A 23,271-nucleotide genomic window follows, 5' to 3' on the forward strand; every position below is an offset into this window, starting at 1 on the left:
CCTGCCCGCCGACGTCGAAAGCCCGGCCCGTGACCCTGCGCCTCGTCCACCGTCCCGCCCGCAGCACCCGTCCGCTGCCGCCCGCACCGCGGCGCGCCGTGGAACCGCCGCCCAACCTGCCCGAGGGCAAGCTCGGCAACGCGGCGACGGCGCTGCTCCCCATGGCCGGCGTCATGGGGTCGGTGATCATGATGACGGTCGTCCGCAACAGCCAGTTCGCGGTGCTCGGCGCGGTCGTCCTGGTCTTCGCGCTGCTCGGTGCGGTGGCGCTGTTCCTGTCGCAGCGCGGCAAGGCGCAGCGCACCCGGCGGGTGCAGCGGGAGCGGTACCTGGAGTATCTGGAGGAGCTGCGGGAGGAGCTGGGCGCGGCCGAACGGGAGAGACGACGCGCGGCCCGCGAGGTGAACCCCCCGCCCGAGGCGCTGTACGACGTGGTGCGGGACCCGGCCCGGCTGTGGGAGCGCCGCCGCCAGGACGCCGACTTCCTGCATCCGCGGCTGGGCACGGGCGAGGTGACCGCCCAGGAGGTGACGATCGGCCAGAGCGGAGCGGGCGGGGTGCTGACGCCGCCGGATCCGTTCATGCTCAACGAGGCCCGCGCGCTGCAGAGCCGCTTCGCCGCCGCCCCCGACTTCCCGCTCACCGTTCCCCTGGACCGGGCGGGGAACGTGAGCGTCGTCGGCGACCGGGAAGGCGTCCTGCGGGTGGCGCGCGCCCTGCTCGTGCAGGCAGCGGTGACGCACGCGCCCGACGACCTGGCCGTCGGTCTCGCGGTGCCCGGCGACCGGCTGGCGGAGTGGGAGTGGGCCAAGTGGCTGCCCCACGTCCTCGACGCCCAGGAGTACGACGGTCCCGTCGCCGCCCGGCGGATCGCGCCGAGCCTGCCGCAGCTCGCCCACCGGTTCCGGCACGAACTGGGGCAGCGGGCGGGCTACGCGGCCGAGGTGCGGCGCGGCCTCGCCGACCGGGACGCGCTGCGGGCGATGTCCCGGCTGCTCGTCGTCCACGACTCCTACGGTGAGCCGGCCGCCGAGCTGCCCAGCCCGGACTCGGCAGTCGGCCTGCCGGACCTGGGCGTCACGGTGCTGCACCTGCTGGAGCGGCAGGTGCACGAACCCGATCAGGTGAGCGTGCGCATCAGCGTCGACGGCGACCAGGTGGTCGTGGACGACCTGGGCGGAAGCGGTGCGCGGGGCACCGCCGACGCCGTGACCGCGGCCGGGGCCGAGGGGATCGCCCGCATGCTGGCCCCGCTGCGGCTGTCCGCGGAGTCGGCCGCCGAGGGCACGCCGGTCACCGGACCGGTCGGCTTCCCGGCCCTGCTCGGCGTCGACGACCCGGCCGCCCTCGACCTGGAGCGGCTGTGGGCGCCGCGCGGCGAACGGGACTTCCTGCGCGTGCCGATCGGCCTGACGGACCGTCACGAGCCGGTGCTGCTGGACCTGAAGGAGTCCTCACAGCTCGGCATGGGACCGCACGGGCTGTGCGTCGGCGCCACCGGCTCCGGCAAGAGCGAACTGCTGCGCACCCTGGTGCTCGCGCTGACGGCCACCCACTCCCCCGAGGACCTCGCCCTGGTCCTCGTCGACTACAAGGGCGGCGCCACCTTCGCCCCCTTCACCGGACTTCCGCACGTGGCCGGCGTGATCACCAACCTGGAGAACCAGGCCGGCCTCGTCGAACGCGTCCACACCAGCCTGGCCGGCGAGGTCAAGCGCCGCCAGCAGGTGCTCAAGGACGCGGGCAGCGTCGCCGACATCGGCCACTACGCCGCGCTGCGCGCCACCGAGCGCCCCGAACTGGAGCCCCTCCCCCACCTCTTCGTGGTCATCGACGAGTTCGGCGAACTGATCACCGCGAAACCAGACTTCATCGACCTGTTCCTGTCCATCGGCCGCATCGGACGCTCCATCGGCGTGCATCTGCTGCTGTCCAGCCAGCGCATCGAGGGCGGCAGGCTCAAGGGCCTCGACACCTACCTGTCGTACCGGCTGGGTCTGCGCACCTTCTCCGCCGACGAGTCCCGCACGGTCCTCGACACCACCGACGCCTTCCACCTGCCGCCGCTGCCCGGGTTCGGCTACCTGAAGGTGGACACCTCCACCTACCAGCGGTTCAAGGCCGGTTACGTCTCCGGCGCCCATCACGGCCCCGCGCGGCACACGGAGGACGGCGGCCGGCCGCTCGCCCTGCCCTATCCCGCCTACAGCCCGGAGCGGACGTCCGACGCCGCGGCCGACGAGCCGGTCGCCACCAAGCGCGAGACCGGACCGACGGTGCTGTCCGTCGTGGTCGGGCAACTCGCCACGGCGGCACCCCCCGTCCGCCGGATCTGGCTGCCGCCGCTGCCGGACGCCGTCACCCTCGACGCGGCCGCCGGCCCGGTGCGGGTCTCCGAGCGCGGACTGCACCTGGCGGGCGCCGCGGGCGGGATGCGCCCGCCGCTCGGCGTGCTGGACGATCCCGCCCGGCAGTGGCAGGGCGGGTGGCCGCTGGACCTGACGGTGGCGGGCGGGCACGCGGCGGTGATCGGCGGCCCGCAGTCCGGCAAGACGACGCTGCTGCGCACGCTCGTCCTCTCGCTGGCCCTCACCCACACCCCGGACGACGTCGCCGTCTACGGACTCGACCTGGCCGGCGGCGGCCTGTCCGTGCTGGCCGGGCTGCCGCACGTCGGCGGGGTCGCCGGGCGAGCCGACCACGAGCGGGCCGCCCGCACGGTCGCCGAGGTGCGCGCCATGCTGACGCACCGCGAGGCGGTGTTCCGCGAGCACGGGATCGACTCGGTCGACGAACTGCGCCGGCTGCGCGGCCTGGGCCGGCTGCCCGAGCTGGGCGCCACCGACGTCGTCCTGGTGATCGACGGCTTCGGCGCGCTGCGGGACGAGTTCGCCGACCTCGACGACGCGGTGGCCGACCTGCTCAAACGGGGCGGCGGCTACGGCATCCACGTCGTGGCCGGCATGCTGCGCTGGAACGACGTCCGCATCGCCACCCAGTCGATGTTCGGCACCCGCCTCGAACTGCGGCTGAACGACCCCGCGGACTCCTCCGTCGACCGGAAGCTGTCCGAGACCCTGTCCCCCGACACCCCCGGCCGGGTGCTGACCGACGGCAAGCTCTTCGCCCAGGTGGCGCTGCCCCGCGTCGACGGCCGTGCCACCACCGGCAACATGGCGGCCGCGCTGGAGGACGCCGCGCGTACCGTCCGGGCCACCTGGCACGGCGACGTCGCGCGGCCCGTACGGGTGCTGCCGAACCGCCTGCCCGCGGACCTGCTGCCCTCGCCGGCCGCCGAACCGGCGCGGATCCCCCTCGGTGTCGACCAGGAGACCCTCGCGCCCGTCCCGCTCGACCTGTTCGGCGCCGACCAGCACCTGCTGGTCCTCGGCGACAACGAGTGCGGCAAGACGAACCTGCTGAAGCTCGTCGCCACCCAGCTCGTCGAGCGGTACTCCGACGAGGAGCTCGTCTTCGGCGTCTTCGACCCGCGCCGCGGCCTGCGCGGCGTGGTTCCCGAGCCGTACCGGGGCGGCTACGCGCACAACGCCAAGCTGGCGAACGCCCTGGCGACGGGCATCGCCACCGAGCTGGAGAAGCGCCTGCCGGAGACGGCCGACCCGGACGCGCCCGACACCGGGCCCTCCTTCAGCGGACCGCGCATCGTCATCCTGGTCGACGACTACGACATCCTCACCACCGCGGGACAGCAGCCGCTGGCGCCGTTCCTGCCCTACGTCTCCTCGGCCCAGGACATCGGCCTGCACTTCGTCCTCGCCCGGCGCACGGCCGGCGCCTCCCGCGCGCTGTACGAGCCGCTGCTGACCACCCTGCGCGAGACCGGCACGGCCGCTCTCGTCATGACCGGCGACCGTACCGAGGGACAGCTCTTTCCCGGCCTGTACGCCTCCCAGCAGCCGCCGGGGCGCGGCACCCTCGTCCGCCGCGGCCGCTCCCACCTGCTGGTCCAGACGGCCCTCGCCGCGGAGGGGACCACGTGACCAAGGACGTCATCGCCCTCACCCGGAAGATGCCCGACACCTGGACCCTGCTGGCCGGGCTCTACGCGGGCGGCCCCGGCGCGGACCTGAGCGCCGGAGCCGACGGCGCGGTCCTGCACCTGCGCGGGCCGGACGGCCGGCCGCTGGTGTCCGTGGAGGCGCCGGTGCTGGTCCAGGTGCCGGGTGAGGCCGAGCGCCTGCTGGGGCGGACGACTCCGGTGCCGTTCTGGTGGACCGAGGCCCGCGCTTCGAGCGCGGCGCCCGAGGCCGAGCGGCTGGCGGGCTCCGTCTGCGGCCGGCTCGCCCTGCTGCTGGACGGCGGCGTGTGGCCCGCGGGAGCGGCGGACACAAGCGTCGTCGACGTCACGGCCGTCGCCGTGCCGGACGACGGTCAGCCCGTCGTGGACGTGCTGACGGACAGCACGGCGGTCGTGCTGGCCGACCGGCCCGTGCTCGCCCTGACACCGTGGCTGTCGGAGGTCTTCCGGACGGCGGCGGCCTCGGGACGCGCCCTGCAGATCGTGACCCCGCCGCATGTCCGCCTCACCGCCGCCGCCCGTGCGACGCTGCTGCAGGTGCCCAACCGCTGGGTCGTCCAGGATCCGGCGCAGGGCTACTACGACGGCCTGTCCGGGGCGGTGCTGCGCTGGCGGGACGGCACGTTCGCGCCCGTGGTCACCGCCGACGGCGCGGCCGTGGTCGCGGAGGCGTTCGCCAGGACGGAACCGGCCGCGGAACGGCAGCTCGTGGTGGCGCTGCGCACCCTGCGGCCGGCCGCCGCCGACCTGGTCCTGGGCCGGGCGCTGGAGACGGCCTGGCGCACGCTGACCGGGGCCGCACCGGGCGGCTGGGGCACCGCCGAACCCGTCAATCTGCCCTGGTCCCCGCGTCAGTTGACCGATCTGGCGCGCGACCGGGCGCCCGCACCCACCCATCTGCTCGCCGTCGGACACCCCGGCCGCCCGGCGACGGCCTCGCTGCGGATCTCGCGCACGGAGGGCGGGGTCGAGGAGGACGTCACCCTGACCCTCGGCTACGGAGCGGACGAGGCCCCGCCCACGGACCGGATCGAGTCGCTGGCCGGAGCCCTGGCCGCGGACCACGGTCTGGCGACGATGCTCACGTCGCTGCGCCGGGCCCCCCGCGACCTGACCACACCCCCTCGGTTCCAGGCGCCGCCCACCCCGGTGGCCTTCACCCTCGGGGCGGGTGACGTGCGCGGCATCGGTCTCACCCATGCCCGCCGCCCGCCGGTCGCCGGGCGGCCGGTGCAGCTCGGCCCCGCCTCCGCCCCGGCCCTGCACTACCCGCTCGGGGACGGCACGGACGACGGGGCCTGGACGGAGCTGCGGCTGCTGGGCCGGCACCTGCGGGGCGGCGTTCCGGGCGCCTCGTAGGACGGACGCCCGGAACGCCACGCCGGCCCAGGACCGCCACGGCAGCCCCCGGAGCCGTCACGGCAGCCCGGTGCTCCGTCGGCGCCCGGGCCGCACGCCCCGGCAGAGGGTCAGCCCGGCGACGCCGGCCGGATCGCGTGCTGGACGAAGCGGGTGGCCGTCTCCGCCAGTACCTCCCGGCCGTCCCGGGCCCACAGGGCCTCGTTGAAGAGTTCGACCTCGATGGGGCCGGTGTAGCCGGCCGCCTCCACGTAGCCCTTCCACTCGCGCATGTCGATCGCGCCGTCGCCGATCTGGCCGCGGCCGTTGAGGACGCCCTCCGGCAGCGGGGTGGTCCAGTCGGCGAGCTGGAAGGTGTGGATGCGGCCGCCGGCGCCCGCGCGGGCGATCTGCTCGGGGGCCCGGTCGTCCCACCAGATGTGGTACGTGTCGACCGTGACGCCGACCTGGTGGGCCGGGAAGCGTTCCGCCAGGTCGAGCGCCTGGGCGAGCGTGGAGACCACGCAGCGGTCCGAGGCGTACATCGGGTGGAGCGGTTCGATGGCCAGCCGTACGCCGCGGGACTCGGCGTACGGGCCCAGCTCCGCCAGCGCGTCCGCGATCCGCTCCCGCGCGCCGTGCAGGTCCTTCGAGCCGGCCGGGAGGCCGCCCGAGACCAGGACCAGGGTGTCCGTGCCGAGGGTGGCCGCCTCGTCGATCGCGCGGCGGTTGTCGGCCAGGGCGGCGGCTCGCCCGTCGGGGTCGACGGCCGTGAAGAAGCCGCCGCGGCACAGCGTGGTGACCGTCAGGCCGGCGTCGCGGACCAGTTTCGCGGTCGCCTCGACGCCGTAGGACTGCACCGGCTCGCGCCACAGGCCGACGCCCGGGACGCCCAGTTCGCGGCAGGCGTCGACGAGTTCGGGCAGCGACAGCTGCCTGACCGTCATCTGGTTGATCGAGAAACGCTCGAGTCCGGTGCTCACTGGTCCACCCCGTACAGCGACAGCAGGTTCCGCATCCGCTCCTCGGCCAGCTTCGGGTCCGGGAACAGGCCCAGTCCGTCGGCGAGTTCGTAGGCGCGGGCGAAGTGCGGGAGGGAGCGGGCCGACTGCAGGCCGCCGACCATGGTGAAGTGGGACTGGTGGCCGGCCAGCCAGGCGAGGAAGACCACGCCCGTCTTGTAGAAGCGGGTCGGGGTCTGGAAGAGGTGGCGGGAGAGTTCGACCGTGGGGTCGAGCAGTCCGCGGAAGCCGCCGGTGTCCCCGGTGTCGAGCACGCGCACCGCCTGCGCAGCCAGCGGGCCCAGCGGGTCGAAGATGCCGAGCAGGGCGTGGCTGAAGCCCTGCTCGTCGCCCGCGATCAGCTCCGGGTAGTTGAAGTCGTCGCCGGTGTAGCAGCGCACGCCCTGCGGCAGGCGGCGGCGCAGGTCGATCTCGCGCTGCGCGTCCAGCAGGGAGACCTTGATGCCGTCGACCTTGTCCGGGTGCGCGGCGATGACCTCCAGGAAGGTGTCGGTGGCCGCGTCGAGGTCGGACGAGCCCCAGTAGCCCTCCAGCGCCGGGTCGAACATCGGGCCCAGCCAGTGCAGGATCACCGGTTCGGCGGCCTGGCGCAGCAGGTGGCCGTAGACCTCCAGGTAGTCCTCGGGGCCGGAGGCGGCCGCCGCGAGGGCGCGGGAGGCCATCAGGATGGCCTGCGCGCCGGACTCCTCCACGACGGCGAGCTGCTCCTCGTAGGCCGCCCGGACCTCGGCGAGGGAGCCGGCGGTGAGCTGGTCGGTGCCGACGCCGCACGCGATGCGGCCGCCGACGGCCTTCGCCTCGGCCGCCGAGCGGCGGATCAGTTCGGCCGCGCCCGCCCAGTCCAGGCCCATGCCGCGCTGGGCGGTGTCCATGGCCTCGGCGACGCCGAGCCCGTGCGACCACAGGTGGCGGCGGAAGACGAGGGTGGCGTCCCAGTCGACGGCGGCGGGCGAGTCGGGCGACACGTCGGCGTACGGGTCGGCGACGACGTGCGCGGCGGAGAAGACCGTACGGGAGGTGAAGGGCGCGCCGGGGGTGACGGCGAGGGGTTCGGGGCGGGGTTCGTAGTCCCGCAGGACGCCGGTGGCGTCGGGGAGTCGGATGGTCACAGCGCGATCTCCGGCACCTCGATGCGGCGGCCCTCGGCCGACGACTTCAGGCCCAGCTCGGCGAGCTGGACGCCGCGGGCGCCGGCGAGCAGGTCCCAGTGGTAGGGGGCGTCGGCGTAGACGTGCCGGAGGAACAGCTCCCACTGGGCCTTGAAGCCGTTGTCGAACTCGTCGTTGTCGGGGATCTCCTGCCACTGGTCGCGGAAGGAGTAGGTGGCGGGGATGTCCGGGTTCCACACCGGCTTCGGGGTCAGACTCCGGTGCTGGACGCGGCAGTTGCGCAGGCCCGCGACGGCCGAGCCCTCGGTGCCGTCGACCTGGAACTCGACGAGTTCGTCGCGGTTGACGCGGACCGCCCAGGAGGAGTTGATCTGGGCGATCGCGCCGCCGTCGAGTTCGAAGACGCCGTAGGCGGCGTCGTCGGCGGTGGCGTCGTAGGGCTTGCCGTTCTCGTCCCAGCGCTGCGGGATGTGGGTGGTGGCCACGGCCTGCACGGACTTCACGCGGCCGAACAGCTCGTGCAGCACGTACTCCCAGTGCGGGAACATGTCGACGACGATGCCGCCGCCGTCCTCGGCGCGGTAGTTCCACGACGGGCGCTGGGCGGCCTGCCAGTCGCCCTCGAACACCCAGTAGCCGAACTCGCCGCGCACGGACAGGATGCGGCCGAAGAAGCCGCCGTCGATGAGGCGCTTGAGCTTGAGCAGGCCCGGCAGGAACAGCTTGTCCTGTACGACGCCGTGCTTGATGCCCTTGGCGTGCGCGAGGCGGGCCAGCTCCAGGGCGCCGTCGAGGCCGGTCGCGGTGGGCTTCTCGGTGTAGATGTGCTTGCCGGCCGCGATCGCCTTCCTGATCGCCTCCTCGCGGGCGGAGGTGACCTGGGCGTCGAAGTAGATGTCGACGGACGGGTCGGCGAGGACCTCGTCGACGTCCGTGGAGAAGTGCTCCAGGCCGTGCTGTTCGGCGAGCGCGCGCAGCGCGTGCTCGCGGCGGCCGAGCAGCACCGGCTCCGGCCACAGCACGGTGCCGTCGCCGAGGTCGAGGCCGCCCTGTTCGCGGATGGCCAGGATGGAGCGGACCAGGTGCTGGCGGTAGCCCATGCGCCCGGTCACGCCGTTCATGGCGATACGCACCGTCTTGCGTGTCACGTTCGTTCCCTTCGCAGCGTCGTACGCAGCTCGTACGTGGGTGTGCGCGCCGCGTCGCGGGTGTGCGCGCCGCGTAACGCCCCGATGGCGAGCGTAACAGCAAGCGCTTTCTATCTGATGAGAAGCTAGCCTCTGACCAGTGGTCCGGACAAGACCGTGACCGCTACTTCGAGTGTTCGGGCGAACGAACGAGCGGGGCTGCGGCTCCGGAGTCCGCCCGGACACGCCGTCACCTGCTCGGAACCGTGGCCGCCGGGCGGCCTGTCTACGAGGGCGTACGGCGAGGTACGGCGAAGTACGGCTACGTACGGCGACGTACGGCGAGATGCGACGAGGTACGACGAGATGCGCGACCGGAGGACGACGAGATGACGGTGACCCTGGCGGACGTGGCGGCCCGCGCGCAGGTCTCCCCCGCGACGGTGTCGCGTGTGCTGAACGGCAACTACCCTGTCGCCGCCTCCACCCGCGAGCGGGTCCTGAAGGCGGTCGACGAGCTGGACTACGTGCTGAACGGTCCGGCGAGCGCGCTGGCCGCCGCCACGTCCGACCTGGTGGGCATCCTGGTCAACGACATCGCCGACCCGTTCTTCGGGATCATGGCGAGCGCCATCCAGTCGGAGATCGGCGGACCGGGCGGCCGGGCCGGCGGGGAGCGCCTCGCCGTGGTCTGCAACACCGGCGGCTCCCCGGAGCGCGAGCTGACGTATCTGACGCTGCTGCAGCGGCAGCGCGCGGCGGCGGTGGTGCTGACCGGCGGGGCGATGGAGAACGAGCCGCACGCCGCGGCGGTGGCGGCCAAGCTGCGCAAGCTGACGGACGCGGGGACGCGGGTGGTGCTGTGCGGGCGGCCGCCGGCCCCGGACACCGGCGCCATCGCGCTGACCTTCGACAACCGCGGCGGCGGGCAGGAGCTGACCGAGCACCTGATCGGGCTCGGGCACCGGCGGCTCGGCTACATCGCCGGCCCGGAGGAGCGCACGACGACCCGGCACCGGCTGGAGGGCCACCGGGCCGCGCTGACGGCCGCCGGGATCGAGGAGGACCCGCGGTGGACCGTGTACGGCCGCTACGACCGGCGCTCCGGGTACGAGGCCACCCTCGAACTGCTGCGCCGCGACCCGTCCCTGACGGCGGTGGTGGCGGCGAACGACTCCGTCGCGCTGGGCGCGTGCGCGGCGCTGCGCGAGTCGGGGCTGCGGATCCCGGCGGACGTGTCGGTCGCCGGGTTCGACGATCTGCCGTTCAGCATCGACGCGGTGCCGGCCCTGACGACGGTGCGGCTGCCGCTCGCGGAGGCGGGGGCACGGGCCGGCCGCATCGCGATGGGCCGCGAGGAGCCCCCGCCCGGGGACATCGCGGCGATCCGGGGGGAGCTGATGGTGCGGGGGTCCTCCGGGGTGCCGCGGGCCTGACGGGGCCGGGGTTGCCGGGGCACCCGGCGCCCGGCGCCCGTGCGGGGGGCTGGGGGCAGCCCCCCAGCCCCCCGCCGGCCCTGAACGGGCCTTGTCCTCAAGCGCCGGACGGGCGGGAGAGCGGTCACCGATGATTTTCGTCCCGGGGCGCGGTCTCCCCTGCTGTCATCGACCGGACGACCCCCCGCTCGAGAACCCGAAGACCCAGGAGTGACTTCCCATGCGTGTCGTGATCAGTGAGTTCATCAGTCTCGACGGTGTCGTGCAGGCGCCCGGCGGCTCGCAGGAGGACACCGACGGCGGGTTCGCGCACGGTGGCTGGTCGCACCCGTACTTCGACCCGGAGGTGGTCGGCGGGGCCTTCACCAAGGGGCTGGAGAACGCCGAGGCGCTGTTGTACGGGCGGCGGACGTACCTGACGATGGCCGCCGCCTGGCCCGAGCGGGCGGGCGATCCGTTCGCCGACCGGCTCAACGCCCTGAAGAAGTACGTCGTTTCCGACACCCTCGGCGACGACGAGCTGACCTGGAACAACACCGAGCGCATCCCCGGATCGCAGGCCGTCGCGCGGATCCGTGAGCTGCGCGCGGCGCCCGGCGGCGACCTGGCGATGATGGGCAGCCCCACCCTCGTGCGCACGCTGATCGCCGAGGGCCTGGTCGACGAGCTCCAGCTGATCGTGATGCCGGTGCTGCTGGGCGGCGGCAAGTCCGTCTTCCCCGCCGACGGGGCCAAGCGGCCGTTCGAGCTGGTGTCGTCGGTGACCGGCGGCACCGGCGTGCAGGTGTGCGTCTACCGGCCCGCCGCGGAAGGCGCCGAGGGGTTGTGAACTGCTGGTGGTTGACTGCGCGCAGGTGTGTTCTGGCGCGCTTGAGTGAGTGTCCGGGCTGCGGCACGTGCACCCTCGTGGGCGGGAATGGGGGTTCCCCCGTCGAATGTGTGACCTTTGCCGGTGGGTGGTCGTTGAGCGTGGTGAGGGGTCGGCCGGCGGGGGGATGGGGGTGATCGGGGGTGGGTGGGTTGCGGGAGTTGGCGGCGCCGTTCGTCGTCCCCGGTCCGTCGGGTGTGGCGGTCCGTGACCGGCTCAAGCGCCTGAGTGCCGAGGACGAGCGGGTTCTTCGTCTGGTCGGTGACCATCTGGGCACACTCGCCTCGAGGGACCTGAAGGCGCGGTGCGCGGCCGGGCTGGACCATGACAGCGAGCAGTGGGCCGCGCGCAAGCGTGCCCTGACGGAGGCGTCTTCCTCCCGCTGGGCCGGGTCAATCACCAAGGCCACCCACGATCAGTGGGCGCTGGCCCGGCGCGGGCAGCTCGCGCACCTCCAGAGCCTGGAAGCCGGTGTGGCCATGATCACGCACCGGCTGTCGCTGCCGGTCGGGGAGAAGGGAGCCGGGCGGGTTCCGGGCGGCTACCGCAGCAGGCGGGAGTGGCATGCCAAGGCCCGCCGTCTGCACGTGCTCACCGACCGGCTCAAAGCGGTGCAGGCGGACTGGCAGGCCGGAGTCGTGCACGTGGTGCGGGGCGGCAAGCGGCTGCTGAACACCCGCCACCACCTGCAGACCGCAGGGCACCGAGGAGCAGTGGCGCATCCGGTGGCAGGCCGGGCGCCGGTTCCTCCAGGCCGACGGCGAGTCCGGCAAGCGCTTCGGCAACGAGACCGTCCGCGTCACTCCCGGCGGCGAGGTCTCCCTCAAGCTCCCCGCCCCTTTGGCACATCTGGCGAACGCGCCGCACGGCCGGTACGTGCTCGCCGCGAAGGTGGCGTTCGCGCACCGGGGCGAGCAGTGGGCCGACCGTATCCAGGCGAACCGGGCCGTCGCCTACCGCATCCACGAAGACACCGCACGCGGGCGCTGGTACCTCACCGCCTCGTGGACGATTGCCCCGGTCAAGGCCGTGCCCCTGGCCGCGACCCGCACGAACGGACTGATCGGCGTCGACACCAACGCCGACCACCTGGCCGCCTGGCGCCTGGACCAGCACGGCAACCCCGTCGGCGCACCCCTCCGCTTCTTCTACGACCTGACCGGCACCACCAGCCACCGCGACGCCCAGGTCCGCCACGCCCTCACCCGGCTCCTGCACCGGGCCGCACGGCACAACCTGTCCATCGCGATCGAAGACCTCGACTTCACCGCCGAGAAGGCCCGCGAGAAGCACGGCCGCCGCAGGAAGTTCCGCAAGCTCATCTCCGGCATGCCCGTCAGCAGGCTGCGGGCCCGCCTGGTGTCGATGGCCGCCGAACTCGGCATCACCATCGTCGCCGTCGACCCCGCCTACACCAGCCGCTGGGGCGCCCAGCACTGGCATAAACCCCTCACCTCGAAGAACCGCAAACCCACCCGACACGACGCGGCGAGCGTCGCGATCGGCAGGCGCGCCCTCGGGCACCGTATCCGGCGACGGACGGCACCGCCCCACGACGACCGGAGCGATCGTCGCGGGCATCGGACCGTCCAGGCCGGACACGGTGACCGAGGGCGTGAGGAACCCCGCCCCCGCGTCCCCGGACCACGCACCCGATGCGTGCCACCGGACGCGGAGCGAACGCGGGCGACCAGGACACCCAAAACCGTTCGGGATGTCCGCAGTGACCAAGTTTGGGTCCAAGACTCACTCCTGCTCACTGACTAGGAACGGTAGCCCGCCCAGGTGCGGGTGTCCTACGCTCGAATCGACGGCATCTCTGACTGAGTCAACGATGTCAACGATCAGATCCGGGGGCCGACGATCATGACCGTCCAGGACATCCGCGCCTTCAACCGCTTCTACACGAACGTCATCGGCGCCCTCGACTACAGCCGCCGGCTGTACGCGCCGTACACCCTCACCGAGTCCCGCGTCCTGTACGAGCTCGCCCACTCCCCGCGCACCGACGCGGCCGACCTGCGGGCCGAACTGTCGCTGGACGCCGGGTACCTGAGCCGCATCCTGAACAAGTTCGAGCAGGACGGGCTGGTCGAGCGCGCCCCCGCACGGCAGGACCCCAGGCGGCGGCACGTCACCCTCACCCCGCGCGGCCGGGAGACCGCCGCCCTGCTCGCGGAGCGGGCGAACGAGTCCGTCGGCGCGCTGCTGGCCACCGTGCCCGCCGCCGACCGGCCGCGCCTGGCGGAGGCGATGCTGACCGTCCGCGAGATCCTCTCCGAGGGCCGCCCCCCGCGCCGCGAGGACGCCGTCCTGCGCGAGCCGGCCCCGGGCGACCTGGGCTGGATCGTGCAGCGCAACGCCGCCCTGTACGCCGCCGAGTACGGCTGGAACGCCGACTACGAGGGGCTCGTGGCCCGTATCGTCGCCGACTTCGCCGAGGACCACGACCCGCACCTGGAGCGGGTGTGGATCGCCGAGCTCGACGGCAGGCCGGTCGGCTGCGTGATGTGCGTACGGGACGAGGCGCCCGCCACCGCGCGGCTGCGGCTGCTGCTCGTCGAGCCGGAGGCGCGCGGGCTGGGCGTCGGTGACCGGCTGGTGCGGGCCGTCGTCGACTTCGCCCGCGGCGCCGGCTACCGCGAACTCGTCCTGTGGACCAACGACGTCCTCACCGCCGCCCGCCGCCTCTACCGGCGCCACGGCTTCGTCCTCGTGGCCGAGCGACCGCACCGCTCCTTCGGGAAAGACCTGGTCGGCCAGGACTGGCGGCTGGACCTGCACACCGTCCCCGGGTGAGAGTGGTGACCATGCGACTGGCGTTCTCCACCCTCGGTGTCCCCGGCCTGCCGATCCCGGACGTGGTCCGGCTCGCGGCCGCCCACGGCTTCCACGGCGTCGAGCTGCGCGCCCATCCGGAGGAACCGGTGCACCCCGGCCTCGGCTCCGCCGAACGGACGGCGGTGGCCTCCGCGTTCAAGGCGGGAGGCGTCGAGATCCTGGGCCTGGCGGGGTACGCGCGGGTCGCCGCGCCCGGCGACGACGGGCCCGTGATCGACGAGATCCGCGCCCTGTGCGACCTCGCCCGCGACCTCGGCGCCCCGTACGTCCGGGTCTTCCCCGGCGCGGACCCCGAGCAGACCCCCGAGCGCGCCGACCACGTGGCCGCCCGGCGCCTCGGCCTGGCCGCGGAGCACGCCGCCGACGTCGGCGTGCGCATCCTGCTGGAGACCCACGACTCCCACCGCACGGCCGCCGACGTCATCCGCGTCCTCGGCCTGGTCGGCCACCGCAACGCGGGCGCGCTGTGGGACGTCATGCACACCTGGCTGGGCGGCGAGCAGCCGACGGAGACCTACCCCGCCCTCGCCCCGTACCTCGGATACGTTCAGGTCAAGGACATCGCCTCGGCCGACGACACCACCCCGCTGCCGCTGGGCGCCGGGATCCTCCCGCTCGCCGAGTGCGTGGAGGTCCTCTCCCGGCACAACTGGGACGGCTGGCTGTGCTGGGAGTACGAGAAGCGGTGGTACGAGCAGGCGGCGCCGCTGCCCGAACTGCTGGACGCGGGGCGGGAGCACCTGGCCCGCCTGCTGAACGAATCGGCGTGAGGCCGCCGGCCGGACCGTGCGGTTACGACGTCGCCGCCGGGCGGGCCAGGAGCGGCACCGTGGGGTCCAGGCACCAGCCCAGCACGGACGGCCAGGAGCCGTAACCGGCGTCCATGTCGAGATGGCCGGCGCCCGGCAGGATCTCGGTGGGGATGCCGTACGGCTCGCCGAAGACCTCGCGCGCGCCCTCCGGGCAGTACGGGTCGTCGTCGCCGGCGACCAGGCGGGTGGGCGTGGGCAGGCCGAAGCCCGGCGGCGGCGGGGCGAACGCGGCGATCTCCGGGTGCCGCGCCAGCACGGAGGCGGACGGCGGGGCCACCAGCAGCACCCGGTCCGCCGCGCCGGGCCGCACGATCCCGCGGGAGGCCGCGTGCAGCCACAGCACGGCGGAGGCGCTGTGGGCGAGCACCACGCGCTCGGGCCCTTCCAGACCGTCCAGGTGCCGGGCCAGCTCGGCGAGCCAGACCTCCAGGTCGGGGTCATCGGGGTCGGGCAGCTGCGGATAGGTGACGTGGTGGCCGAGTCCGGTGAGCCGGTCGGCGAGCCAGTGCTGCCAGTGCCCCTCGGGGCGGTGGTTCTGCCAGCCGTGCAGGATCAGGTACGCGGTCATGACCACGATCGTTTCCGATCACCGGATGCCGGTCCAGTCGATCTTCCGCGCCGCCCGTCACCCGATGACGCGCGCCCACACGGACTCGCCGCCCGCGCGGTCCCGCACCCCCAGGCGTCCGCGAGGGCCTCCACGAGCAGGGCGTGCCGGTGGCACCCCAACCCCACCGTCTCCCCGCCACCTGGTCCGCCTTCCTCGGTGGCGTTCGCGGGCGTTGGGACGCCCACCGCCCCCTGTTCCCGCCGCACGGCCATGACATCCTGTACCGCCACAGGACATTACGGAATGCCGGACGACAGGCGACAAGACGGGCGTACCGGCGGTAACGGGGACGAACGATGAAGTTCTGCTTTCTGGTGGAGGAGCAATATCGCCGGGACGGTATGCCCAACGAGGTGATCCACCAACTCACCTCCTGGGGACACCAAGTGGACGTGTTGCGCCCCGGCGGCTCCCTGTTGCGCCTGACGGAGGCCGTGCAGACGAGCACGCATGACGCATGGGTGCTCAAGACGGTCTCCGGCGGTCCGGGCCTCACCCTTCTCGAGGCGGCGGCCTCGGCCGGTCTGACGACGATCAACAACGCCCGGGCGATACGCGGCGTGCGGGACAAGGCGCTGGCCGCCGCCATCGGCCTCAACTGCGGGCTGCCCCTGCCCGCGACCTACGCGGCCGCGCGCCCCGAACTGCTGCTGGAGATACCGGACTCGGAGTATCCGATCGTGGTCAAGCCCGCCGACGGCAGCGCGGGCCGGGCCGTGCACCTGGTGTCCTCCCCGCACAGGCTCGCCGAGATGCTCCCCGAGCTGGCGGGAGAGGGCATGCTCGTCGCCCAGCCGTACGTACCCAACTCCGGCGTCGACATCAAGGTGTACAGCGTGGGCGACGAGTTGTACGCCACCGAGCGCTGTTCCCCGCTCCACCCCGACCATGCCGTACGGGAGCGCCGGGTGCCGCTGTCGGCCGAGATCGCCGCGATCGCCGCTCAGGTCGGCGTGGTCTACGGCCTCGATCTGTACGGTGTGGACGTGGTCCTGGGACCGGACGGCCCCGTGGTCGTCGACGTGAACGACTTTCCCAGCTTCCGCCAGGTCCCCGACGCGCCGGCCCGCCTGGCGAGAGCCGTGCTCGCCCTGGCGACCGGCGCGGGCGGGGTGACCGCGGCCGCGCGGCCACCGCTCGGCGTCGTTCCGGTCCCCATGACGGCGGGCGAGACGGCGTGAGAGTCGGCCTGATCACGTCTGATCCCGGCCACCCGCTGCTGGACCAAACCACGGCCCTGCTCGCGCCCGACCACCAGGTGGAGGTGCTGGATCCACGCGCACCGCTGCCCGCCCCCGGACCTCTCGCCGACGTCTACCTGCTGAAGGCACGTACGCCGTCCGCCCTCGCACTCGCCCGGCTGCTGGAGCAGCGTGGCTCCCGCGTGATCAACCCGGCCGCCGCGACCGCGCTGTGCCAGGACCGCACGTCCATGGCCGCGCTGGCCCTGAGTGCCGGGCTCCCCTTCGCCGGCACGCGCACCTTCACCACCCTCGCCCGGCTGGCGTCCGGGCCGGCGCTGTCCGGACCCGCGGTGGTCAAGAGCCGCCACAGCCGGCGGCACGACGTGGTGGCCCTCGTCGACACCCCCGCGCAGCTACGGGACTTGGCGGCAGCCCACCCGGACGAGCCGGTCGTGGTGCAGGACTTCGCCGCCAACGACGGCTGGGACTACAAGCTCTGGGCGATCGGCGACCAGCTCTTCGCCGGCCTGCGCCGCTCCGAACTCTCCCCCCAGGGACGCGGCCCCACACGAGCGCTCCGCCTCGACGACCTGCCGCCCGGATGGCCGGCCCTGGTGCACCGCGTCGGAGAGGTGTTCTCCCTCGACGTCTACGGCGTGGACATCGTCGACCGCGGCGACGGCGCCCCGCTGATCGTGGACATCAACGCCTTCCCCGGCATCCGCGGCCAGTCGGGCGCCCCCGAGGCCCTGGCAGCCCTGACCCTGTCCCGGGCCGGCTGACCCCGGAACCCGGCCCCACCTGACCCCAGAACCCGGCCCCCGCGCCCGGTCGGTCAGGGCCGGCGCGCCCGCGTCGCGAACCCCGTCACCCGCTGCTCCAGCCGTTCCCGGCAGGCCGGCCACTCCTCCGCCGTGATCGAGAAGATCGCGGTGTCGCGCAGCCGGTCCTCCTCGCCCGGGGTCCAGGAGCGGGACCAGTTGCGCAGGATGCCCTCGAAGCGGGCGCCGACGCTCTCGACGGCCGCCCGGGAGCGGCTGTTGCGGGCGTCGGTCTTCAGGTCGACCCGCGACACTCCCCACTCCTCGAAGGCGTGGCGGAAGAGCAGGAGTTTGGCCTCGGCGTTGATGCCGGTGCCCTGGGCGGAGCGGGCGAGCCAGGTGAAGCCGATCTCCACGGCGTCCAGCCGGTCGTCGGACCGCCAGCAGCGCGGGTCCCAGTACGACGTGGCGCCGACCGCCCGTCCCGTCGCGACCGACACCTGCGCGTACGGCGCCGGCCGCCCCGTCGACGCGCGCTCCAACTGCGCGTCGACGTACGCGCCCACCTCCTCGGCCCGCGGCACCCACGTGAAGGAGTACGTCCCCCGTTCCTCCTCCGCCGCCACCGCCAGATCGGCGGCGTGCCGGTGCTCCAGCGGCTCCAGACGCACCAACGCGCCCTCCAGCAGCGGTCCCTGCAGCCCGTAGCTCAACAGCCGATGTCCCTTCGCAGTTCCGCGAACGCCTCGTGGAAGCCCGGGAAAGTCTTGCGCACGCATCCGGGGTCGTCGAACGAAATACCGGGCGTCCGCAGGCCGGTGACCGCGAAGGACATGACGACGCGGTGGTCGCCGTAGGTCTTGATCTGCGCGGCGGCGGGGGTGCCGGGGTGGATCTCGATCCAGTCCGGGCCGGTCGACACCCCGATGCCCAGCCGCCGCAGGTTCTCCGCGCAGGCGTCCAGCCGGTCGCACTCCTTCACCCGCGTGTTCGCCACGTCCTCGATGCGCACCGGGCCGGAGGCGAAGGGGGCGATCGCCGCGAGCGTCGGCATGGTGTCGGAGATGTCCCGCATGGCGACCGTCAGGCCGCGCAGGGTGCCGGTTCCCCTGACCGTCGTGCCCTCGGCCGCGACGGTCACGTCCGCGCCCATGCGGCGCAGCACGTCCACGAAGCCCAGGTCGCCCTGGAGCGCGCCCGTGCCGAGGCCGGGGACCGTCACCTCGGCGCCCGGCGTCAGCGCGGCCGCCGCGAAGAAGTAGCCGGCGGTGGACGCGTCCGGCTCGATCGGGTACGTCGTGGCCCGGTAGCCGCCCGGCGGGACCACGAACACGTCCCCTTCCCGCGCCACCTCCACGCCGAACGCCCGCATCATCGCCAGCGTGATCTCCACGTACGGCGCCGAGACCAGGTCCGTGACCGTGATGCGCAGGCCGGTGCGGGTCAGCGGGCCGAGCAGCAGCAGGGCGGTGAGGTACTGCGAGGACTGCCCGGCGTCCAGCGTCACCTCGCCGCCCTCGACGCCGGCCGCCCGCACCGTCAGCGGGTGGTGGCCCTCGGCCTCCTCGTGCCGCAGGTCCACGCCGAGGTCGCGCAGGGCGCGGGTGAGCGGGCCCAGGGGGCGGCGGCGCATCTGGGGCGAGGCGTCGAAGCGGTACGTGCCGTGGCCGGCGGCGGCCAGCGCGGGCAGGAAACGGGCCGTCGTCGCGCCGTCCCGGCAGTAGACGTCCACCTCGGTGACCGCCGGGCCCTGCGGGCGGCCGTCCACCTGCCAGGCGTCGGGGGTGCGGCCGACGCGGTAGCCGAGCCGTACCAGGCCCTCGGCGAAGCCCTCGGTGTCGTCCGAGCGCAGGGGCCGTACGAGGGTGGTGACGCCGTCGGCCGCGGCGGCCAGGAACAGGGCGCGGGCGGTGATGGACTTGGAACCGGGGATGGCGACTGCGGGCATGCCTCATGATCGGCCGTCCACCGCCTCCGACGCCGGGACGTCCACGGGATGGACGGCAACGGCGACCCGGACGGACGACCCCGGATGTCCGGTCGGTCCCAGCGCCACCGGCTTCCGCGAATCGGGTGGTGAGCAGGAGCCGCTCCGTACCGCCGTGCGCGCATTCCCTTGACTGGCAGAAACTTCCCGGATATTGCTGGCTCTTCGGAAGTTTCCTTCAGCGGATCACCTCCGGAAGGAGCGCACGTGCCCTCCAGACGTACCGTCCTGGCCGCCACGGCAGGCGTCGCCGCCACCCTCGCCCTCGGCTCCGCCGCGCACGCCGACGACAGCAAGCCCGACGACAGCGAGCTCCGTTCCCTCATCTCCCGCATGACCCTCGAGGAGAAGGTCGGCCAGCTCTTCGTGATGCGGGTCTACGGCCACTCCGCCACCGCGCCCGACCAGGCCGACATCGACGCCAACCTCAAGGAGATCGGCGTCCGCACCGCCGCCGAGCTGATCGAGAAGTACCGGGTCGGCGGCATCATCTACTTCGCCTGGGCGCACAACACCCGCGACCCGCACCAGATCGCCGGCCTCTCCGACGGCATCCAGCAGGCGTCCCTCGGCCTGCCGCGCGGACTGCCCGTGCTGATCAGCACCGACCAGGAACACGGCATCGTCTGCCGCGTCGGCAAGCCCGCCACCCTCTTCCCGGGCGCGATGGCCATCGGGGCGGGCGGCTCGCGCGGCGACGCCCGCACGCTCGGCCGGATCTCCGGCGCGGAGCTGCGCGCCATGGGCATCCGGCAGGACTACTCCCCCGTCGCCGACGTGAACGTCAACCCGGCCAACCCGGTCATCGGCGTCCGCTCCTTCGGCGCCGACCCGGACGCGGTGGCCGGCCTGGTCGCCGCGGAGGTCGACGGCTACCAGGCCTCGTCGGTCGCGGCGACCGCCAAGCACTTCCCGGGGCACGGCGACACGGCCGTCGACAGCCACTACGGCTTCCCCGTGATCACGCACAGCCGCGAGGTGTGGGAGAAGCTGGACGCGGTGCCGTTCCGGGCCGCGATCCGCGCGGGCATCGACTCGATCATGACCGCGCACATCCAGTTCCCCGCCCTCGACGACTCCGGCGACCCGGCCACCCTCTCCCACCCGATCGTCACCGGCATCCTGCGCGGGGAACTGGGCTACGACGGCGTGGTGGTCACCGACTCCCTCGGCATGGAGGGCGTGCGCACCAAGTACGGCGACGACCGCGTCCCCGTCCTCGCCCTGAAGGCGGGCGTCGACCAGCTCCTCAACCCGCCCTCCCTGGACGTCGCCTGGCACGCCGTGCTGAACGCCGTCCGCGCCGGCGAGCTCACCGAGGCGCGGCTGGAGGAGTCGGTCCTGCGGATCCTGCGGCTGAAGGCGAAGCTGCGGCTGTTCGACGAGCCGTACGCCGGCCAGGCCGGCGTCGACCGGACCGTCGGTACCCCGGCCCACCTGGCGGCGGCCGACCGCATCGCCGGGCGGACCACCACCCTCCTGGTCAACGAGGGCGGCCTGCTGCCGCTGTCCCGCACCACGCACCAGAAGCTCCTCGTCGTGGGCGCCGACCCGGCCTCCCCGTCCGGCACGACGGGACCGCCGACCGGTGTGCTCGCCGCCGCGCTCACCGAACTGGGCTTCACCGCCACCGCCTTGTCCACCGGCACCGCGCCGTCCGCCGCGACCATCGCCAAGGCGGTCGCCGCCGCCCAGGACGCGGACGCGGTGGTCGTCGGCACGTACAACGTCACGGCGGCGAGCTCGCAGAAGACGCTGGTCGAACAACTGACGGCGACCGGTCGGCCGGTGGTCGCGGTCGCCATCCGCAATCCGTACGACGTCGCCCAACTGCCGTCCGTGCCGGGCTTCCTGGCGGCGTACTCCTGGACCGACGTCGAACTGCGTTCGGCGGCAAGGGTGATCGCCGGGAAGACCGACCCACGCGGGCGCCTCCCGGTCCCGGTGCAGTGGGCGGACGACCCGACGCGGGTGCTGTACCCGATCGGTTACGGCCTGTCGTACTGAGCGCTCCGCCGCATGTGCCGCGGTGTGCCGTCGGCCGGCTGCGGGGCCATCGTGGCCGGTCGCGCAGTTCCCCGCGCGCCTTCGGGGCGCTGCCTGACCGCGGCGGACTTCGCCCGGCCTGCTTGTCCCGGGTGCCCGGCCGGTGTGAACGCCGGCCGGGCACTGGGGACGGTCGCGGACGCGGGCGCGTCACGGACACGGTTTACGCGTCACGGGCGCAGTGCGGGCTCCCGCTCCACGTCCCGGACGTCCAGCTTCCGGTCGTACGCCGCCAGCGGCTTCGCGCGGGCCACCGCGGCGTCGGACAGGCCGGCCCAGTCCAGGATCCGGGCCGTGGCGAGCGCCTTCTGGTCGGGGACCAGGCCCGCGACGTTCGCGCCGTGGTTCAGGCCGGGCGCGGTGAAGACGTAGGAGTCGTGCGCGCCCTTGCCCAGGCGGAACCGCTCGGCGCCCCACGGGTCGTTCTGCCCGTAGACGAAGAGCATGTGGTCGGCGTGGTGGCGCACCCAGGTGTCGACGTCCCGCATCGCCCACGGCTGGAACTTCATCGGGATGTCCCGCGGCACGAAGTTCCGCGGCGGCTGGTAGCCGTAGCGGATGTACTGCTTCTCGATGTGCGGGAAGTGGATCGTCGGCGCGCCCAGCTGGGTGCCGGCCTGGTAGTAGTACGGCGTGTACGGCGTCAGGCCCTGGTCGGTGTAGAAGGAGAATCCGGAGATCGTGTCGACGGAGTCCCAGATCTCGTCGTCGGTCGCCGACTTGGCGTCCGCCGGGATCGTGTCGCAGTCCGACAGCAGGCTGTACTGCCAGAAGCCCCACACGTAGTCCAGGACGACCGCCTCGTAGGCCCGGTCCAGGCTGCCGATGACGTCGAAGGTGTAGCCGTTGTCGGCCGCGTAGGCCGCGTACTTCTTCTCCAGCGGCTCCCGGCGCACCAGCGCCTCGCGCTGCACGGCGTTCAGCCGGTCCCGGCACTCCTTGGTGCCGACGGTCGCGAAGAAGCGGTCGTAGGCGGAGTCCTCGTCGTTGACGACGTCGTTGGGGGCGACGTACGCGACGACGCCGTCCATGTCCCTGGGGTAGAAGCGCTCGTAGTAGGTGGCGGTCATGCCGCCCTTGGAGCCGCCGGTGGAGATCCAGTTGTGGGTGTAGATCTTCTTCAGCGCCTTGAAGATGCGGTGCTGGTCGCTGGCGGCCTGCCAGATGTCCAGGTCGCTCCAGTCCGCCGGGGCGGGCCGGGACGGGGTGAAGAAGCGGTACTCCATGGAGACCTGGTTGCCGTCCACGATCTGGGTGGGTTCGCGGCGACCGGGGTTGGTGGAGACGTTGTAGCCGCCGGTGTAGAAGACCGTCGGCCGGCTGACGTCCTTGTGCAGCACGGTGATCCGCTGCTGGAACGTGCCCTTGGACGGGTCCCGGTGGTCCACCGGCTGGGTGTAGTTCAGGACGAAGAAGCGGTAGCCGGTGTAGGGCTTCTCCTGGATCAGGCTCATCCCCGGTATGGAGAGCAGCTGTTCCTTGATGTCCGTGGTGCCGGTGGCCTCCGGCTCGGCGGCGGTGGCCGCCGTGGCCGTGCTGAGCGTCCCGATGAACACGGTGAACGCCAGCAGCCATCTGAGCGCCTTGCGCATGCACCCTCCCTGTGATGACAGATGTGCGCCGGAAGCTAGCAACGCAACCGGCGCACGCACCAGGGGAGTTCAGGAAGTAGTTGTAATAAACCTATGGTTCAGCAAAGAATCCAGCCGGAGCTGACCGAACCGCCGCCCACCGAGCCCTTGATCCGCACGCACCGGTGCCCGGCGTGCACCGTCACCGGGCCGGCGTGGTGGGAGTACTGGCCCTTGTCGACGACGGGACGGTTGCCGCGCGCCTGCACGCTGACCGACATGGACCGCCTCGGACCGCCGGGATGCTCGGGGAAGGTGACGGCGCAGACGTAGCCGTCCCGCTTGTAGACGCGCACGACGCCGGTGGAGAACGGCAGTTCCCTCACCTTGCGGCCCGCGCAGTAGTCGGCGGCCTGCGCTTCGCCGGGCGCGGCGAGCGCGAGCAGCCCGGACGCGGTCAGCAGGACCGCGCCCAGCGCGAACCGCCTGCGTGTCGCACCACTGTCCACCGTCGCCCTCC

At 73.3% G+C, this 23,271-nt stretch carries 17 protein-coding genes and 1 pseudogene; 10 read left to right on the forward strand and 8 right to left on the reverse strand.

The annotated features are described in order from the left end of the window. Positions 1-29 precede the first annotated feature (29 nt). Positions 30-4,001: a type VII secretion protein EccCa gene (gene eccCa / locus ACH4ZX_RS08230; protein WP_398269375.1), complete on the forward strand. Its 3,972-nt coding sequence runs from the start codon at positions 30-32 to the stop codon at positions 3,999-4,001. Next, positions 3,998-5,398 (forward strand): DUF6177 family protein, encoded by a 1,401-nt coding sequence (locus ACH4ZX_RS08235; protein ID WP_398269377.1) that lies wholly within the window; start codon positions 3,998-4,000, stop codon positions 5,396-5,398. The genes eccCa and ACH4ZX_RS08235 overlap by 4 nt, the downstream gene beginning before the upstream one ends. Before the next feature lie 110 nt (positions 5,399-5,508). Here the strand turns inward: ACH4ZX_RS08235 and ACH4ZX_RS08240 are convergent, their stop codons facing one another. Genes ACH4ZX_RS08240 through ACH4ZX_RS08250 form a run of 3 tightly spaced genes read right to left on the reverse strand, consistent with a single transcriptional unit; the run spans position 5,509 to position 8,656 of the window. Continuing rightward, positions 5,509-6,324, reverse strand: coding sequence for a sugar phosphate isomerase/epimerase family protein (locus ACH4ZX_RS08240; protein ID WP_398269667.1), 816 nt, complete (start codon positions 6,322-6,324; stop codon positions 5,509-5,511). Positions 6,325-6,356: 32 nt separating this feature from the next. Continuing rightward, the gene (locus ACH4ZX_RS08245) at positions 6,357-7,508 is read right to left on the reverse strand and encodes a dihydrodipicolinate synthase family protein (RefSeq protein ID WP_398269380.1); all 1,152 of its coding nucleotides are present in this window, start codon (positions 7,506-7,508) and stop codon (positions 6,357-6,359) included. Next, complete coding sequence (locus tag ACH4ZX_RS08250; protein ID WP_398269382.1) at positions 7,505-8,656, reverse strand: Gfo/Idh/MocA family protein; 1,152 nt, start codon at positions 8,654-8,656, stop codon at positions 7,505-7,507. Before ACH4ZX_RS08250 ends, ACH4ZX_RS08245 begins: the two co-directional genes overlap by 4 nt. Before the next feature lie 368 nt (positions 8,657-9,024). Here ACH4ZX_RS08250 and ACH4ZX_RS08255 point away from each other — a divergent pair, with 368 nt between their 5' ends. The 5 genes and pseudogenes from ACH4ZX_RS08255 to ACH4ZX_RS08275 all read left to right on the forward strand — a co-directional run bounded on the left by ACH4ZX_RS08255 (position 9,025) and on the right by ACH4ZX_RS08275 (position 14,550). After that, positions 9,025-10,071, forward strand: a complete 1,047-nt coding sequence (locus ACH4ZX_RS08255) for a LacI family DNA-binding transcriptional regulator (protein ID WP_398269384.1) — start codon at positions 9,025-9,027, stop codon at positions 10,069-10,071. A 220-nt stretch (positions 10,072-10,291) separates the two neighbouring features. Next, entirely contained in the window at positions 10,292-10,900 is a 609-nt protein-coding gene (locus tag ACH4ZX_RS08260) for a dihydrofolate reductase family protein (protein ID WP_398269387.1), read from the forward strand. Positions 10,901-11,082: 182 nt separating this feature from the next. Further along, a pseudogene (locus ACH4ZX_RS08265) lies at positions 11,083-12,706 on the forward strand (IS200/IS605 family accessory protein TnpB-related protein). Positions 12,707-12,805: 99 nt separating this feature from the next. Next, on the forward strand, positions 12,806-13,738 hold the full coding sequence (locus ACH4ZX_RS08270) for a GNAT family N-acetyltransferase (protein WP_398269389.1): 933 nt from the start codon (positions 12,806-12,808) through the stop codon (positions 13,736-13,738). 11 nt (positions 13,739-13,749) lie between these two features. Further along, a complete protein-coding gene (locus ACH4ZX_RS08275) occupies positions 13,750-14,550 on the forward strand; it encodes a sugar phosphate isomerase/epimerase family protein (protein ID WP_398269670.1) in 801 nt (266 codons plus the stop codon). A 22-nt stretch (positions 14,551-14,572) separates the two neighbouring features. Here ACH4ZX_RS08275 and ACH4ZX_RS08280 read toward each other — a convergent pair whose 3' ends face one another. Next, positions 14,573-15,160, reverse strand: coding sequence for an RBBP9/YdeN family alpha/beta hydrolase (locus tag ACH4ZX_RS08280; protein WP_398269392.1), 588 nt, complete (start codon positions 15,158-15,160; stop codon positions 14,573-14,575). 338 nt (positions 15,161-15,498) lie between these two features. Between ACH4ZX_RS08280 and ACH4ZX_RS08285 the strand changes: the two genes are divergently transcribed. Further along, the gene (locus ACH4ZX_RS08285) at positions 15,499-16,383 is read left to right on the forward strand and encodes a RimK family alpha-L-glutamate ligase (protein WP_398269395.1); all 885 of its coding nucleotides are present in this window, start codon (positions 15,499-15,501) and stop codon (positions 16,381-16,383) included. After that, the gene (locus tag ACH4ZX_RS08290; RefSeq protein WP_398269398.1) at positions 16,380-17,168 is read left to right on the forward strand and encodes a RimK family alpha-L-glutamate ligase; all 789 of its coding nucleotides are present in this window, start codon (positions 16,380-16,382) and stop codon (positions 17,166-17,168) included. The genes ACH4ZX_RS08285 and ACH4ZX_RS08290 overlap by 4 nt, the downstream gene beginning before the upstream one ends. 53 nt (positions 17,169-17,221) lie before the next feature. On the opposite strand, the gene ACH4ZX_RS08295 is transcribed toward ACH4ZX_RS08290, so the two are convergent. Next, positions 17,222-17,860 (reverse strand): GNAT family N-acetyltransferase, encoded by a 639-nt coding sequence (locus ACH4ZX_RS08295; RefSeq protein ID WP_398269401.1) that lies wholly within the window; start codon positions 17,858-17,860, stop codon positions 17,222-17,224. Beyond that, a complete protein-coding gene (gene aroA, locus ACH4ZX_RS08300) occupies positions 17,857-19,095 on the reverse strand; it encodes a 3-phosphoshikimate 1-carboxyvinyltransferase (protein ID WP_398269404.1) in 1,239 nt (412 codons plus the stop codon). The genes ACH4ZX_RS08295 and aroA overlap by 4 nt, the downstream gene beginning before the upstream one ends. 246 nt (positions 19,096-19,341) lie before the next feature. Between aroA and ACH4ZX_RS08305 the strand changes: the two genes are divergently transcribed. Next, positions 19,342-21,141, forward strand: a complete 1,800-nt coding sequence (locus tag ACH4ZX_RS08305) for a glycoside hydrolase family 3 protein (protein WP_398269406.1) — start codon at positions 19,342-19,344, stop codon at positions 21,139-21,141. Between the two features lie 209 nt (positions 21,142-21,350). On the opposite strand, the gene ACH4ZX_RS08310 is transcribed toward ACH4ZX_RS08305, so the two are convergent. Together ACH4ZX_RS08310 and ACH4ZX_RS08315 are read right to left on the reverse strand one after the other, a co-directional pair. Beyond that, on the reverse strand, positions 21,351-22,772 hold the full coding sequence (locus tag ACH4ZX_RS08310; protein WP_398269409.1) for a S28 family serine protease: 1,422 nt from the start codon (positions 22,770-22,772) through the stop codon (positions 21,351-21,353). Positions 22,773-22,870: 98 nt separating this feature from the next. Then, entirely contained in the window at positions 22,871-23,260 is a 390-nt protein-coding gene (locus ACH4ZX_RS08315) for a hypothetical protein (protein WP_398269412.1), read from the reverse strand. Positions 23,261-23,271: the final 11 nt, after the last annotated feature.

The organism is Streptomyces sp. NPDC020490 (genome assembly GCF_044335305.1).
Taxonomy (GTDB): domain Bacteria; phylum Actinomycetota; class Actinomycetes; order Streptomycetales; family Streptomycetaceae; genus Streptomyces.